Origin of the sequence: Mesorhizobium cantuariense, assembly GCF_042647205.1 — a bacterium.
Taxonomy (GTDB): Bacteria; Pseudomonadota; Alphaproteobacteria; order Rhizobiales; family Rhizobiaceae; genus Mesorhizobium; species Mesorhizobium cantuariense.
The window spans coordinates 4,486,285-4,500,137 of sequence record NZ_JBHRVD010000001.1 but is presented as its reverse complement, the minus strand read 5'-3'; the positions used below and the strand labels follow the sequence as shown (position 1 = coordinate 4,500,137).

Sequence of the window (13,853 nt, the reverse complement as noted above, 5' to 3'; positions counted from 1 at the left end):
GCCCCCCGCTCAGGTTTCAACCATATCGATCGGATCTATTCCCGCCATCGCTTTCTTGAGGCGCGGACGGGCCGCGTCGGAAGAGAGAAACGCAGGTTCAAGGCGCGGCGCCCGCAGCAGGCCGCGCGCGTTGAGTTCCTGGATCGCGCCGAAATGCGCGGCGGAAATCTTGCCGATCCAGAAGGGAGTGAGGCTGCCGCCGTTCTTGAGATGATCGAGGATCTGCACCAAGCCGCGCAGGTAGATGGCGTCTTTGGCAAGGCCACCGCCTCGATAGACGCGCAGAACGACGTTGAAGGCGCTGTGATCATCGAGACCGAAATCCCTGCGGAGAAGGTGGAAGGCCTCCTCGAACGTTGCGGCGTCGAGCATTGCCTGACACGCGATGACCCTGGCCGCGATCAGCCGCAGACGCGCCGCGGTCATGCCGCCGACCAGATATTCCGCCAGCACGGCCAGTCCCTCCTGCATGCCCTCATAGCCGGCCAGCCCGTTGCGGAAGAGGGCGAGCCCCTGCGCGTCACCGTTGAAATAGGTCAGCAGGTGAACACCGATCTCATGACAGAGCAGCGCGGTCAGACGCTCCGGCGGAAGGCTGGTATCGCGCGAAACCAGCAATCGGTTTCGCGACACCAGGAGGCCGGCCGGCAGGTCGCCGCGGATCTCCACGGAAGCATCGAAATCGGGGTGCGCGGACCGGTATCCGGCGATCATGTCGCGCGCGGCCGCGGCAACGGCGTCGGCATCCAGGCCCTTCTGCCGGGCCACTGACGCAACTCGCGATACCTTTTCGAGAATAGTGCGCGCCCTTGCCGCCAGGCTCGGCTCGACGCTGCCATAGAGGGCTCGTCCGAGTTCGACGAAACGCGGCGTTTCGCGTGCAGCGAGCATCGACAGCTGGAGATCGAGTTCCTGCTGCTTTTCGGAGAGCAGCCTGGTCAGGAGCGGATCTTCCAGATGATCGAGCGAGACCGAATAGAGTTTCCGCTTCTGGTCGGCGACCTCGAACTCGAGTGGCCGGTAAAGCAGTGCGGGCACACGTTCGAACGCGCCTGCCTGGAATTCCCGCCAGGCTGGTTCGGCGTTGATCGGTGTAACGGCAAGCAGAAAATCGAACGTCGACGCGACATTGTCGATCGCCCGGTCGGCGCGCACGACTGCGTCGATATAGGCGCGGCGCCCCAGGGCACGATGGGTCGCAGGCTGTTCCAGGCTTGATGCTTTCAGGAAGGCGCTGACAGCCTGCAGCGCGGAATCCACCATGTTGGCAACGACGAGGTCGTGGAGTTCGGGATAGACGCGCCTGGTGCCCGGCATCCTGTAGATCGGTGCGAAGCGTACCGTCAGGCACGCCACATCACCGGGATCACTCCAGAGTCGGGTTTCGGCTGATGTCGTGGGGTTGAGTTCGTCCACACGCGGCGTGCGGTATTTTGCTTCGCGCGCGGACGCAGCGGTGGCGAAGCGCTTGAGTGCGGCCTTCTCCGCCGCCGTGTCGCCGCAGGCCAGCGCAATCTCGAAAGGCGGTAGGAACGGAACATCCTCCGTCAGGAACCGGTCTTCGGCCAATTCGCCGATGTCCAGCATGAGGAATGCGCCGCAGTGATCGCGCGTCCTTTGCGCCACCAGCCGCGCGACCTCGCCGGCGAGTTCGATGTCGGCGGCGATCAGATAGGACGCGTTGGCGGAGACGGCATGGAATGCCGCATCCTGGTGTGACCCAACATGGACACACAGAAAGGGCAGCGGCCGATCCATGTGCAAACGGTTGCCATTGCCGAAATCGCGGCGGATCGGCTTGCCGTCCCGGAATAGCGCGTCCAAATCGGCTTCGATTTGCAAAGGAGGCGCGGGCTCGACGAGCTTCGGCTTCATCGCATGGCCCGCAGTGTCGACTCCAGGACGGGCACCGTCGATGCCAGCATGGCGCGCAGCCGCTCGATTGCTCCCCAATCGGGTTCGCCGCTCCATTCGTCCATGAAGATCTTCTTGAACTCGACCGCGATGGCACACCCGGTTTCTGGAAAATTGGCATGGACAAAACGGGTCTGTTCGCCCTTGCCCTGGAAGGACACGTTCTCGCGCACGTCGATCGGCTCGCCGTTGAGACGTTGGCCGCGAAGCGCCTCGATGAAAGCGTCGACGACCGGCGCCCAGCGCTCGCGGTCCATCGAGAATGTGCCGACATTGATATCGGGCGCGCCATCTTGAGACGCGGGCACTCCTTCCGGCCCTTCGCGCCGGTGGTTGTAGCTGTGGACGTCGACAAGGACGAACCTGCCATAGCGTTTTTCGACATCGACAAGGACACGCTTGAGCTCGGCATAGAACGCGTCATGAAACGCGAGGGACTCGTTTATGATCTCCTCGGCCGGTGGCTCTCGCCACACATTCAAGCCCCAGGACTGGTCCGGTGACAGGTAGATCGCAGCCTCGCGCGCGCGGTTCAGATCGACTTGAAAGCGCGATCGATGAACGATGATTTGGGTCGGGAAATCGGCGATAAAATGTTCGGTGAAGGGGTCCTCTTCCCGCAGCCGGTCGGCGTTGGAGACGGACAGGAGCGATTGGCAAACGCCCCCGACATCGCAGCCGCTGTGGATCGCCGTGCCGATGACGGGCGATTCACCGAGCTTGATTGTCCAGCCCGCCGCTGACCCGTTCGAAGTGTTGTTGAAAGTGGGTTTGTTCACGATCCACTGAAATGCGCGGAGAGGGCGGACGGTTCCGGTAAACTACACAAGCCCCTACCTTTCCTCGACAATCCTCAGATAAGCCGCCGTCACGAACAGCACGATCAGCCCGAACAGTATCCGCCTTGCTCCCTCCGGCATTTGCAGGATCGTCAGCAGCGTCGTCAGAACCGTCAGGATGAGCGCGCCGATGATGGTGCCGGTGTAGCCGCCGCGGCCGCCGAAGATGGAGGTGCCACCGATCACGGCGGCGGCCACGGAGGGCAGCACCAGCGGTTCGGCGAGCGACAGCGATGGCGCCTTGATCAGGCCTATATAGAGCAGGCCGGTGATGCCGGCGAGCACGCTTGAGATCACATAAAGCGCTGTTATGACCTGCCAGTATTGCACGCCGGACAGGCGCGTTGCGCGCTCATTGTCGCCGACGGCGTAGAGCAGGCGGCCGAAACCGGTGCGGGCGAGGGTGAAGACGATCAGCGCTGCCAGCGGCACGAACAGCAGCAGCGCGTTGGGGATGCCCCAGGTCAGGCCGGTGCCGAGCCAGGCGAGGAAGTCGGGGATTTTCGCACCGGACGCGATCACCGTGCGCTGGTAGACCTGCAGGCAGCCGGTGCCGATCAGGCTGGTGCCCAGCGTCATGATCAGCGGGTGGACGCGGAAGACGCCGACGCCGATGCCGTTGACGAGGCCGATCAGCACCGCCGGCATCATCGCCAGCAGGAAGGCCACCGCCGGGTCCTGGTTGACGACTTGCGTCGCCATGATGAAGGCGCTCATCGTCGCCACCGTGCCGACCGACAGGTCGATGCCGCCGGTCAGCATGGTCATGGTCTGGCAGCCGGCGAGGATCGCCAGCGGTATGGCGAATTTGATGGTGTTGGCGATCCAGCGCTCGTTGACGATGCCGGGGCGCAGAATCTGCAGGATCACCACCAGGATGACGAGCAGGATGACCAGCGGGATCAGCGGCCGGTCGGCCATGAAGCGTTTGACGCGGCGGCCGAAGGGGACGGGGGTGATCGCGGTGGTGCTCATGGGGTGGGTCCGGTTCGCGATGGGGTTGGGCCGGCGGCGTTCTGCGAGGATGGTGCTCTACGGCGCCCCCCTCTGTCCTGCCGGACATCTCCCCCTCTAGGGGGGAGATTGGAAGCTTCGGCGCCCCACACATTCCTAAGAGGTTGAAGGTTGGCGAAAGCCGAGACGAGGGCCAATCTCCCCCCTTGAGGGGGAGATGTCCGGCAGGACAGAGGGGGGCGCCGTAGAGCGCTACGCTCTATTTTTTGCCCCCTCATTGCTGCCGCCCCCGCATCGTAATAAACGCGCCGAACATCACCACGGCGACCATGATGGCGCCCTCGATGATGGCGGTGACGTTGGGGTCGATGGCAAGCAGCGTCAGGTCGGTGCGCACCAGCCGCAGCACGAAGACGGCGACGATGGGGCCGAGCAGGCCGCCCTTGCCGCCGCCGAGTGCCACGCCGCCCAGCACCACCGCGGCGACGCTGGCCAGCAGATAAGGGCCGGGGATGGGGGCGCCGATGCCGGTGCTCATGGTCAGCGCCAGCCCGCCCATGGCCGCGAACAGGCCCGACAGCGCATAGGCGATGATGCGGGTGCGGGCGACCGGCACGCCGCTGCGGAACGCCGCCAGCTCGCTTGAGCCGATGGCATAGATGGAAAGGCCGAGCCGCGAGCGCCTGAGCGGAATCCAGATGATGCAGAGGCAGACGATCAGCACCAGCAGCGCCTTCGGGACCCAGGCATCGATGCTGTCGGGCAGGCCCGTTATAGGAACGGTGCCCGAGATCAGACCCTTCAGCCATTCGGCTGCGGCACCGCCCGGCGCGTCGAGCACCAGAAGGGCAGCCCCCTGCAGCACGAACAAAGTGGCCAGCGTGACGACGATGTCGGGCACGCGGGTGACGACGATCAGCATGCCGTTGACGGCGCCGAGCACGAAACCCATGGCCAGCACGAAGGGCACCACGAACAGCGCGTATTCTTCCGAGGCGCCGGCCATCATCGAGGCGGCGGTGACGCTGGTCAACGCCATCATGGCGGCGACCGACAGGTCGATGCCGCCGGCGATGACCACGACCGTCTGCGCGGCGACGGCGAAAGCGTAGGGCAAAACCGCCCGTGCGAGCGAGCCGAAATCGCCGCTGCCATAGGCCGGCTGGATCAGTTTCGTGATGATGAACAGGGCGACGAAGAGAGCGAACAGGCCGGCGACCCAGCCCTGGCGGCGCGGGAAATGGCTCATGGCGTCGCCCCCGGCGCATCTGAAGCATTCGCCGTGGGGTCGGCCAATATGCCGATATCGGCCTTGGCGCCGCGCGGCAGTCCGTAGGCGGCGCGCATCAGCGCCGGCTCGTCGGCCTCCTCGACCGGAAAGATGTCGACGACGCGGCCGCCGAAGATGACGATGACGCGGTCGCAGACACGCTGCACCTCTTCCAGTTCGGAGGTGTAGAACAGCACCGACTTGCCGTTGCCGGCGAGCTCGCGCACCAGATGATAGATCTCCTGCTTGGTGCCGACATCGATGCCGCGCGTCGGGTCGAAGCACAGGATGGTGCGGGCGTCCGCGGCGATCCAGCGGGCAATGGTCACCTTCTGCTGGTTGCCGCCGGACAGGCGCTGCACCTCGCCTTGCGCGCGGGTGTCGATCTGCAGTCGCTCGATGGCGCTGACCACCTTGGCGCGCTCCCGGCGCATGTTGATCGGCCCCCAGTTGCGCAGCGCTGCACTGAAGGGCAAGGCGATGTTTTCGCGCACCGAGCGCTGCATGGCGAGCGCCTCGGCGCGGTCGCCCGGCACATAGGCGATGCCGGCGCGGATGGCGTCGATCGGGTGCGAGAATTTCGCCGTCTGGCCATCGACCTCGATCGTGCCGCCGGAGGGGCGGATCGAGCCGGCAAGGGCTGAAAACAGCTCGTCCTGCCCCTGGCCTTCGAGCGCCACGACGCCGGCGACCTCGCCATCGGCGAGATCGAACGAGACATCGTTGAGCTTGGTGCCGACGCGCAGGTTTCGCACGGCAAGCCTGGGCTGGGCAGGGGCGGGCGCTGCCTTCTGGGCGGCGCTGCGCGCGGCGACATGGGTCTTGACGATGCGGGTGCCGAGCATCAGCTCGACGATCTTTTCCTCGACGCCGGGCACGATCTCGACGACGCCGACCGTCTCGCCGTCGCGCAGCACGGTGGCGCGGTCGCACAGCGCGGAGATTTCGACGAAGCGGTGCGAGATGAAGATCACCGCGCGGCCGCTGTCGCCCTGGCGGCGCACCACTTCCAGCACTTTTTCAGCGAGGTTGGCGGGCAGGGCGGCGGTCATCTCGTCAAGCAGCAGCACGTCGGGCTCGACCGCCAGCGCGCGGGCCAGATCGAGCACGCGCAGCACGGCCAGCGGAATGTCGCGCGCGGTGTCGCGGATATCGAGGTCGGGAATGCCGAGTTCGCGCACCCAGGCGCGGAACGGCTCGACCGGCGTGCCGGTCAGCCGCAGATTGGACAGCACGTCGAGATCGGGGATCAGCGACGGCTCCTGATAGACGGGCAACAGGCCGGCGCGGCGCGCGGCGGCGGGCGAGCGTATGTCGCGCGCCTCGCCACGGATCAGGATGCGGCCGGCATTGGCAGGAATAGCGCCGGTCAGGATCTTCACCAGCGTCGACTTGCCGGCGCCGTTGGCGCCCATCAGCGCATGCACCTCGCCGGGTAAGACAGACAGCGATGCGTTGCGAAGGGCCGCAACCGCGCCGTAATTCTTGGCGACGCCTGACGCGTCGAGGAGGGGGGTGGTGGTCAAATCGTGGGGTTCTCGATTTAGATGGCTATCGCGTGTGGAGAGGCCCCCTCATCCGGCCGCTTCGCGTCCACCTTCTCCCCGTGGGGGAGAAGAGGCTGGCGCTCGTGCCGGCTCCTCTCCCCTCGGGGAGAGGTCGGATTGCCCCGAATTGCCCTTCGCAATTCGGTTGGCAATCCGGGTGAGGGGGCCTTTACCCATATGTGACTTCCCCGCCTTGTGAGGCAGGGATACCGGAGACTTACTCGCCCGGGCCCTTACACGCGACGATCTGCTCCTTGGTATACGTCGTCCAGTCCGGGATCGAGATCGAGACCGGCCATTCGGGGCTCAGCGACGGATCAGCCGCGGCCTTCAGCTTGGCCTTGCCTTCCTCTGTGGCGTTCTCCCACAGCTGCGGCTCGACCAGCACGGTCTGCTGTGCCGGCTTCTTGCCGTCGAGGATCTGCAGCGCGAGCGTCACGCCAGCGCCGCCGATCGAGCCGGGGTTGGTGACCGCGGCGCCGACGAGGCCCTTGACCGAGCTCAGCTGGCCGACGAAGCCGGCATTGTCGGCGCCGACCACCGGCACCAGCGGCGCCTGCGACTCGACCAGCGCGTCGACGATGACGTTGTCGATGCCCGACGTCCACACACCGTTGATCGGCGTGCCGGTGGCGAGGAAGGACAGCATCTGCTGCTTGGCCTGGTCCTGCTGCCAGCCGGTGAAGACTTCCTGCGCGACTTTGACGTCGGGGAATTCGGCCAGCGCCTTCTTGAAGCCCTTGTCGCGGTCAGAGTCGGCGGACGCGCCGGCGGCACCACGCATGTAGAAGACGTCGCCCTTGCCGCCCATCTGGCCGAACAGCCACTTGGCGCCGAGATAGGCGTACTGCTCCTGGTTGTTGGAGATGATGTAGGCCGACGGCTCGGTGACCGCCTGGTCGACGGCAACGACGACGATGCCGGCCTTGGTGGCTTCCTCGAGGCCAGCCTTGATGCCGGCCGGATCGGCCGGGTTGACGACGATGGCGTCGACCTTGGCGCTGATCAAATTGCGGATGTCTTCGAGCTGGCCGGCGGCATCGGTGTTGCGGTGGGCGATGTTGAGCTTGGCGACCTCGCCGGAAGCCAGCGCCTGCGCCTTCATGGCGCAGACCATCTCCTCGCGCCAGCCATTGCCCTGCACGGTGTTGGAGATGCCGATCGTGTATTTGCCGGCGGCGGACGAGACGCCCATCGAGGCCAGCAAGGCAGCGCCCGCAAGCAGCGGGACCATGGTCAGGATTTTCTTCATTTCAGACTTCCTCCACATTGTTTTTTCAGTTTCAGTTCGACCCGTTAAAGCGCGTTGCTGGCTGAGTGAGTCATGCGGCGCGCGCTAATTTCATTTGACGAAGGGACGCAGCACGTCGCGGGCGAGCAGGAAACCGCGCTTCACCTGATCGTCGCTGCCTTCAAATCGCCTGTCCTCGTGTTCGATGATGACGGGGCCGTCATAGCCGGCACGGTAGAGGCCGGAGAAGAAGCCGCTCCAGTCGACATCGCCCAGCCCCGGCATGCGCGGCACCTGCCAACCTATGCCGGACGACAGGATTCCGCGCTCGTACAAACCATCATGATCAATCATCAAATCCTTGGCGTGGACATGCAGCATATAGGGGCCGAATTCCCTGATGAAGCGGGCCTGGTCGATCATCTGCCAGACCAGGTGCGACGGGTCGAAATTCATGCCGACATCGCCGCCCCAGGCTTCGAGGATGCGGCGCCAGACCTGCGGCGAATAGGCGATGTTGTGCCCGCCCGGCCACTCGTCATGGCTGAAAATCATCGGGCAGTTCTCGAAGGCGAGTTTTACACCATGCTCGCGCGCATGGGCGACGATTTCAGGCCAGACCTTGAGCGCCGCCTGCCAGTTGACGTCGACGGTCTTCGAGGCATCGCCGCCGCAGAAGGTGTTGACGACGGGCACACCCATATTGGCGGCCAGCACGATCACCTTCTTCAGATGGGCGATCACTTCGTCGCGGTGAGCGGCGTCGGGGTGCAGCGGGTTGGGGTAGTAGCCGAGGCCGGAGACCGACAGGTTCTTCTCCGCCAGCGAGGCGACGATCTCCTTCGCCTGCGCGGCGGAAGTCGAAGCAGCGTCGATGTGGCTGGTGCCGGCATAGCGGCGGCTGGCGCCGGCGGATTTCGGCCAGCAGGCGATTTCCAGCGCCTCGAAGCCGGCAGCACTTGCCCAGCCGGCGACCTCGCCAAGCGGCGTCTCCGCGAACGGTGCGGTGAGCACTCCAAGTTTCATACTGCCTCCCTAGAGCGGTTCATCGTTTCACGGAAACGCAGAACCGCTCCATCCCTTTGTTTGACGCAATTCCGGACGGAAAACCGTTTCACACTTTTCCTGAAATTGCTTTGGTCGTGAATTCACGACCGACTTGTACTATGCAGATCGAGCCGGCCGCTTCAACCGTGTGGTGTCGGCTTGTTTCAGATTGCGCTTGACGGTTGCCATCGGATCGTCCGAAAGCAGCCCGTCAAGCGCCGATGTCACGGCTTTGCGGAATGTATCATTCGCGGCAAGGCCGGGGTCGAAAATCGTGTCGATGGCGAGGATCCCAGCCACCAGTGCCTTCGCATCGCGGCCGGTTGCGTCGGCAATCGCGGCGACCTTGCCGGCATAGGGGTCCGACACCGGCCAGCTTCTGCCGAATTTCTCCGAAGCCTGGATGAGATAGGCCATCCAGCCGGCGACAGGGACCGACAGCAGCGCGATGCTTTCGCCCTGGCGCAAGCGGTCGCGGATCGGGTTGAGCAGGCGCTGGACGATCTTCTGCGAGCCGTCGGTGGCGATCTGGTGGTTGCGGTGGCGGATCGCGGTGTTCTTCAGGCGGCCGAGGCTCTGCTCTACATAGGTCAGCGGATCCATCCCCGGCACCGGCGTCAGTGTCGGCAGCGTTTCCTCGACAAGCATACACTTGATGAAGGCGGCCAGCAGCGGGTCGGCGATGGCATCCGATGTGTGTTCGAGGCCGGCCAGCACGCCGAGCGTGGCGAGCGTCGTCTGGGCACCGTTGAGCACCCGCATCTTGAGATGCTCGAACGGCGTGACGTCGTCGACGAAGGTCGCGCCGACAAGATCCCAGCGCGGCATACGGCCGGCGAATTTGTGTTCGATCACCCATTGGCGGAACGGCTCGCCGACAGCAACGGCGGCGTCGCGGTAGCCGAACCACTGCTCGACGCTGTCGAGATCATCCTGCGTCACCGCCGGTGCGATGCGGTCGACCATGGCCGAGGGGAAGGCGGCGTTGGCTTCGATCCAGTCGGCGAGACCGTTGCCGCGCCGCTGGGCAAAGGCCCGCACGACATTGGCCAGAATGATGCCGTTGCTCTGGATGTTGTCGCAGGAGAGCAGCGTCAGCGGCTGGCCATGCGTGGCCCTACGCTGCTCCAATGCCCGTGCCAATATGCCGGGCACGCTGCGCGGCGTCTGCGGGTTGGCGAGGTCGTGGACGATGTCGGGATGGCTGAGGTCGAGCTCGCCGCTCGATGGGATGTGGCAATAGCCCTTCTCGGTCACCGTCATGGTGACGAGCTCGATGTCTGATGAGGACAGCACGTCGAGCGCCGGCGCGGCCCTGGCCTGGCTGTCGACCACCTCGAGGATGCTGCCGATGATTCGCGCCTCAATATGGCTGTTCTCGCGGATCAGCCTTGTGTAGAGCCCGCTCTGCCGGCCGAGCGTCTCAGTGAGATTGGGCGGGCGGATGTTGATGCCGACCACGCCCCAGCGATCGAACTGGAGCGACAAGAGATCGTCGGTGTATTCGGCCTGATGGCAGCGATGGAAGGCGCCGACACCGAGATGTGCCATGCCGGGCGCCAGCGCCGCGCGGTCATAGGCCGGTTTCTGGACAGCGGCGGGCAAACGGTCGAGCAGCGCCGGCCCAAGTGTCTCAGGGGCGGCAACACTCACCGGTTCGCCCCGATCACCCACTGTTCCTGGTCGACCAGCGTCCCGGTCATCGGCCCGGCAGTATCCGAAAGCAGGAAGACCGCGAGGTTCGCGATATCGTTCGTTGAGAAGAGGCGGCCGAAAGGCTGCGACGCGTTGGCGGCATCCAGCCAGCCCGGGCCGTTGCCCAGCGTGTCGGCCTGCATGGCGCGCTCGGCCGGCGTGTCGGTCCAGCCGACATTGATGCCGTTGACGCGGATGCGGTCGAAGCGGTGGGCGTTGGCGGCGTTCTTGGTCAGCGTCGCCAGCGCGCCCTTGCTGGCGGAATAGACGGCCAGCTCCGGCGAGCCGCAATGGGCGTTGATCGACAGGATGTTGACGATGGCACCACCCTGGCCGCGCCTCTTCATGTCGGCAATCGCCGCCTGCATGAGGAAGAACGGGGCGCGTGCGTTGACCGCGAACAGCGAAGCCCAGTCGTCGAGATCGGCATCGAGGAAGGAGGCGCGGTCGGTCAGGCCGGCGGCGTTGACCAGCGCGTCGATGCGTTCGAAGCGCTCGATGCAGGCTTGCGCCAAAAGGGCAGGGGTTGCCGGGTCGGCGAGGTCGGCGGCGACGAAGTGTGTCGGCGTGCCGAGCCGCGAAAGCTCCGCCGCCACAGCGTCGCCGCGCACCTTCTCGCGCCCGGTGACCAGCAGGCCGCCAGCGCCGGAACGCGCAAGCGTCTCGGCGATCGCGCGGCCGATGCCTTGCGTCGCGCCGGTGACCAGCACGACCTTGCCTTGAAGATGAAGCTCCATTCCTCCTCCCGGAACAAAGTTTCTATTTTTTGAAATATGGAACGGCAATTCCCGATAGTCAATTGTGCCAGCATCTCCTCATGTGCTGCGGCGCGCGGCGACGCCTTGGACCAGCGCCATGCCGACCGCCAGCGACGCGGCCAGCGAGCGGAAGCCGGCGAAGTCCGATTCCACCACTTCCAGCCAGCTGTCCGACAGCCGGATCAGCGGGCTGAAAGTACTGTCGGTGATGGTGACGATGCGGGCCTTGCGCTCATGCGCCACGGCGACGAGGTCGGGCGTGATCGAATTGTAGGGGCTGAAGGACACCGCCAGCACGGCATCTCCTTTGCCGATGCAGCCGACCTGGTCGATTGCAGTGGAGCCGACATTGTCGACCAGCACGTTGCGCACGCCTTGCTGCGAGAGCGTCAGCGACAGATAGGTGGTGACGGGGAAGGCGCGCTTGGAGCCGATGACATAGATCAGGTCGGCGGCCGCCAGCAGCGCCACCATCTTCTCGAAACTCTCGACATCGAAGCCGCTCTCGATGCGGCCAAGCGAGGCCTGCGAGGCGCCGACCATGCCATGCAGGAAATGCAGATCGGCATTGGGCTCGGTCTCGGTGCGCTCCAGGCCGCGCCCTTCCGGCCATGATCCTTTGACATGGTCCTTGAACAGGCCCTGGAAATCGGAAAAGCCGGAGTAGCCGAAGATCTGGGCGAAGCGTACCAGCGTCGAGGGCTGCACGCCGGCCTGTGCCGCCACCTGCGCGATGGTGCCGAGCGCGACGTCGCTCGGATGCTGCCACAGGAAGATGGCGACCTGGCGCAGCCGCTTGGGGAAATGCACGGTGCCGGACGACAGCACCGCGCGCAGCTCCTCATAGGTCTGCGGCTGGATGTAGCCGAGCGCCGCCAGCGAGCGTCCGCGCTTGCGCGTCGCCGCCTCGTTGGCAATCGACCGTCCCGATGTTTTGCCTGCCCCACTCATGATTTCAGGCTAGCGCGGCACGATCGTTTTACAATATGGAAATTGTGTTCGAAGGCGATAGAGGTTCTGTAGGTTGGCAGATTGGAAACTGCCGGGCCGTCGCGGTGCGTAGGGTTGGCGAAGCCTTCAACGTCGTCATCCCTGGGCGGAGCAGGAGCGAAGCTCCGTCGCGGAGACCCTGGGATCCATGCCGCGACCTTAACCGTAGAGTGCAGCGGAGCAGAATTCTGTACCGCGGCGGCGCTTTGAAGTCGCGGCATGGATCCTGGGGTCTGCGCCGCGTCGCTGCGCTCCTTGCTCCGCCCCAGGATGACGAAGCGATATGTGGAGGAATCTGAGACATGGTCTATGCAACATCGGACGGATCGACGCGCCAACGTTTGCGGGTCGGCATGGTGGGCGGCGGCCGCAATGCCTTCATCGGCGCCGTGCATCGTCTCGCCATGCGCCTTGACGACCAGATCGCGCTGGTCGCCGGCGCGCTGTCTTCCGATCCGGAGAACGCCGCTGCCTCGGCAGCCGAGATCGGCATCGCGCCGGAGCGCAGCTATGCCGACTATCGCGTGATGGCGCGCACGGAAGCGGCGCGGCCGGACGGTATCGAGGCGGTGGTCATCGTCACCCCCAATCATCTGCACGCGCCGATCGCCACGGCCTTCCTCGAGGCCGGCATCGACGTGATCTGCGACAAGCCGCTGTCGACGACGCTGGCCGACGCCGAGGCGCTGGTGACGCTCGCGAAGGCGAAAAAGCGCCGCTTCGTCGTCACCCTCAACAACACCGGCTACGCCATGGTGCGGCAGGCGCGCGAAATGGTGGCGGCGGGCGAACTCGGGCGCATCGTGTCCGTGCATGGCGCCTATATCCAGGACTGGCTGACCAAACCGATCGATGCCGAAGGCCAGAAGCAGGCGGAGTGGCGCACCGATCCGGCGCGCGCTGGGCAGTCGGCGGTGCTGGCCGACATCGGCGTGCATGCCTTCAACCTGGCGAGCTTCATCTCGGGCTGCGAGGCCGAGGCGGTGTCGGCAGACCTTTTCACCGCCGTGCCGGGACGTCGGCTCGACGACAACGCGCATGTGCTGATGCGCTGGACAGGCGGGGCGCGCGGCACGATCCTGGCCAGCCAGACATCGCCCGGCCATTACAATGATCTGTCCGTGCGCATCTATGGCGACAGAGCCGGGCTGGAATGGTCGGGTGCGCGGCCGGAAGAACTGCGCTTCTCCCGCTACGGCGAGGAAACCCGCACGCTGGCGCGCGGCGGCCATGGCTCGACCGAAGAAAGCCGGCGCGTCTCGCGCATGCCGGCGGCGCATCCCGAAGGCTATATCGAGGCCTTCGCCAATTTCTACCGCGACGCCGCCGACATCATCCGCGCCCATCGCTCGGGCGGGGCGGTCGATCCGGCGCGTGCAGCGCAAGTGCCCGATGTCGTCGACGGCGCGCGCGGCGTGAAGTTTGTTGCCGCCGCGGTGGATTCGAATGCGGCGGGTGGCGCGTGGACGTTGGCAAGGTTTCAAGAGTAGCTCGAAGGTCACCGGCGTCGTTCCGCTTCTTGACGGCAGGGCAGGCTTGCTGTTGGCCCGCACCTGCCAGCGCGTCAGCAAGACTGACCTGTCCTGCCCGAATATCGCCTCTGAGCGT

At 65.3% G+C, this 13,853-nt stretch carries 11 protein-coding genes; 1 reads left to right on the top strand and 10 read right to left on the bottom strand.

Features of this window, described 5'->3' with window-relative positions; all coding sequences use genetic code 11:
- Positions 1-9: 9 nt before the first annotated feature.
- The 10 genes from ACFOJ9_RS21845 to ACFOJ9_RS21800 form a co-directional block, all read right to left on the bottom strand.
- Entirely contained in the window at positions 10-1,875 is a 1,866-nt protein-coding gene (locus ACFOJ9_RS21845; protein WP_378981203.1) for a flavohemoglobin expression-modulating QEGLA motif protein, read from the bottom strand.
- Entirely contained in the window at positions 1,872-2,696 is an 825-nt protein-coding gene (locus tag ACFOJ9_RS21840) for an N-formylglutamate amidohydrolase (protein WP_378987939.1), read from the bottom strand. The genes ACFOJ9_RS21845 and ACFOJ9_RS21840 overlap by 4 nt, the downstream gene beginning before the upstream one ends.
- A gap of 51 nt (positions 2,697-2,747) precedes the next feature.
- Positions 2,748-3,728 (bottom strand): ABC transporter permease, encoded by a 981-nt coding sequence (locus ACFOJ9_RS21835; protein WP_378981201.1) that lies wholly within the window; start codon positions 3,726-3,728, stop codon positions 2,748-2,750.
- 253 nt (positions 3,729-3,981) lie between these two features.
- Positions 3,982-4,956 carry an ABC transporter permease gene (locus tag ACFOJ9_RS21830; RefSeq protein WP_378981198.1) on the bottom strand — a complete coding sequence of 325 codons (975 nt, stop codon included), beginning with the start codon at positions 4,954-4,956 and terminating at the stop codon, positions 3,982-3,984.
- Complete coding sequence (locus ACFOJ9_RS21825; protein ID WP_378981195.1) at positions 4,953-6,503, bottom strand: sugar ABC transporter ATP-binding protein; 1,551 nt, start codon at positions 6,501-6,503, stop codon at positions 4,953-4,955. The genes ACFOJ9_RS21830 and ACFOJ9_RS21825 overlap by 4 nt, the downstream gene beginning before the upstream one ends.
- A 238-nt stretch (positions 6,504-6,741) precedes the next feature.
- A complete protein-coding gene (locus ACFOJ9_RS21820) occupies positions 6,742-7,776 on the bottom strand; it encodes an ABC transporter substrate-binding protein (protein ID WP_378981193.1) in 1,035 nt (344 codons plus the stop codon).
- A gap of 90 nt (positions 7,777-7,866) precedes the next feature.
- The gene (locus ACFOJ9_RS21815) at positions 7,867-8,781 is read right to left on the bottom strand and encodes a sugar phosphate isomerase/epimerase family protein (RefSeq protein WP_378981191.1); all 915 of its coding nucleotides are present in this window, start codon (positions 8,779-8,781) and stop codon (positions 7,867-7,869) included.
- 138 nt (positions 8,782-8,919) lie between these two features.
- Positions 8,920-10,455, bottom strand: a complete 1,536-nt coding sequence (locus ACFOJ9_RS21810) for a mannitol dehydrogenase family protein (RefSeq protein ID WP_378981189.1) — start codon at positions 10,453-10,455, stop codon at positions 8,920-8,922.
- The gene (locus ACFOJ9_RS21805; protein ID WP_378981187.1) at positions 10,452-11,234 is read right to left on the bottom strand and encodes an SDR family oxidoreductase; all 783 of its coding nucleotides are present in this window, start codon (positions 11,232-11,234) and stop codon (positions 10,452-10,454) included. Before ACFOJ9_RS21805 ends, ACFOJ9_RS21810 begins: the two co-directional genes overlap by 4 nt.
- 78 nt (positions 11,235-11,312) lie before the next feature.
- Positions 11,313-12,206 carry a MurR/RpiR family transcriptional regulator gene (locus ACFOJ9_RS21800; protein ID WP_378981185.1) on the bottom strand — a complete coding sequence of 298 codons (894 nt, stop codon included), beginning with the start codon at positions 12,204-12,206 and terminating at the stop codon, positions 11,313-11,315.
- A 341-nt stretch (positions 12,207-12,547) separates the two neighbouring features.
- On the opposite strand from ACFOJ9_RS21800, the gene ACFOJ9_RS21795 reads away from it, so the two are divergent.
- A complete protein-coding gene (locus ACFOJ9_RS21795; protein WP_378981183.1) occupies positions 12,548-13,735 on the top strand; it encodes a Gfo/Idh/MocA family protein in 1,188 nt (395 codons plus the stop codon).
- The last annotated feature ends 118 nt before the right edge of the window (positions 13,736-13,853 follow it).

Coding starts and splice junctions, on each gene's coding strand:
- ACFOJ9_RS21845 (WP_378981203.1), bottom strand. CDS start 1,875: ATGAAGCCGAAGCTCGTCGAGCCCGCGCCTCCTTTGCAAATCGAAGCC.
- ACFOJ9_RS21835 (WP_378981201.1), bottom strand. CDS start 3,728: ATGAGCACCACCGCGATCACCCCCGTCCCCTTCGGCCGCCGCGTCAAA.
- ACFOJ9_RS21830 (WP_378981198.1), bottom strand. CDS start 4,956: ATGAGCCATTTCCCGCGCCGCCAGGGCTGGGTCGCCGGCCTGTTCGCT.
- ACFOJ9_RS21820 (WP_378981193.1), bottom strand. CDS start 7,776: ATGAAGAAAATCCTGACCATGGTCCCGCTGCTTGCGGGCGCTGCCTTG.
- ACFOJ9_RS21815 (WP_378981191.1), bottom strand. CDS start 8,781: ATGAAACTTGGAGTGCTCACCGCACCGTTCGCGGAGACGCCGCTTGGC.
- ACFOJ9_RS21805 (WP_378981187.1), bottom strand. CDS start 11,234: ATGGAGCTTCATCTTCAAGGCAAGGTCGTGCTGGTCACCGGCGCGACG.
- ACFOJ9_RS21800 (WP_378981185.1), bottom strand. CDS start 12,206: ATGAGTGGGGCAGGCAAAACATCGGGACGGTCGATTGCCAACGAGGCG.
- ACFOJ9_RS21795 (WP_378981183.1), top strand. CDS start 12,548: ATGGTCTATGCAACATCGGACGGATCGACGCGCCAACGTTTGCGGGTC.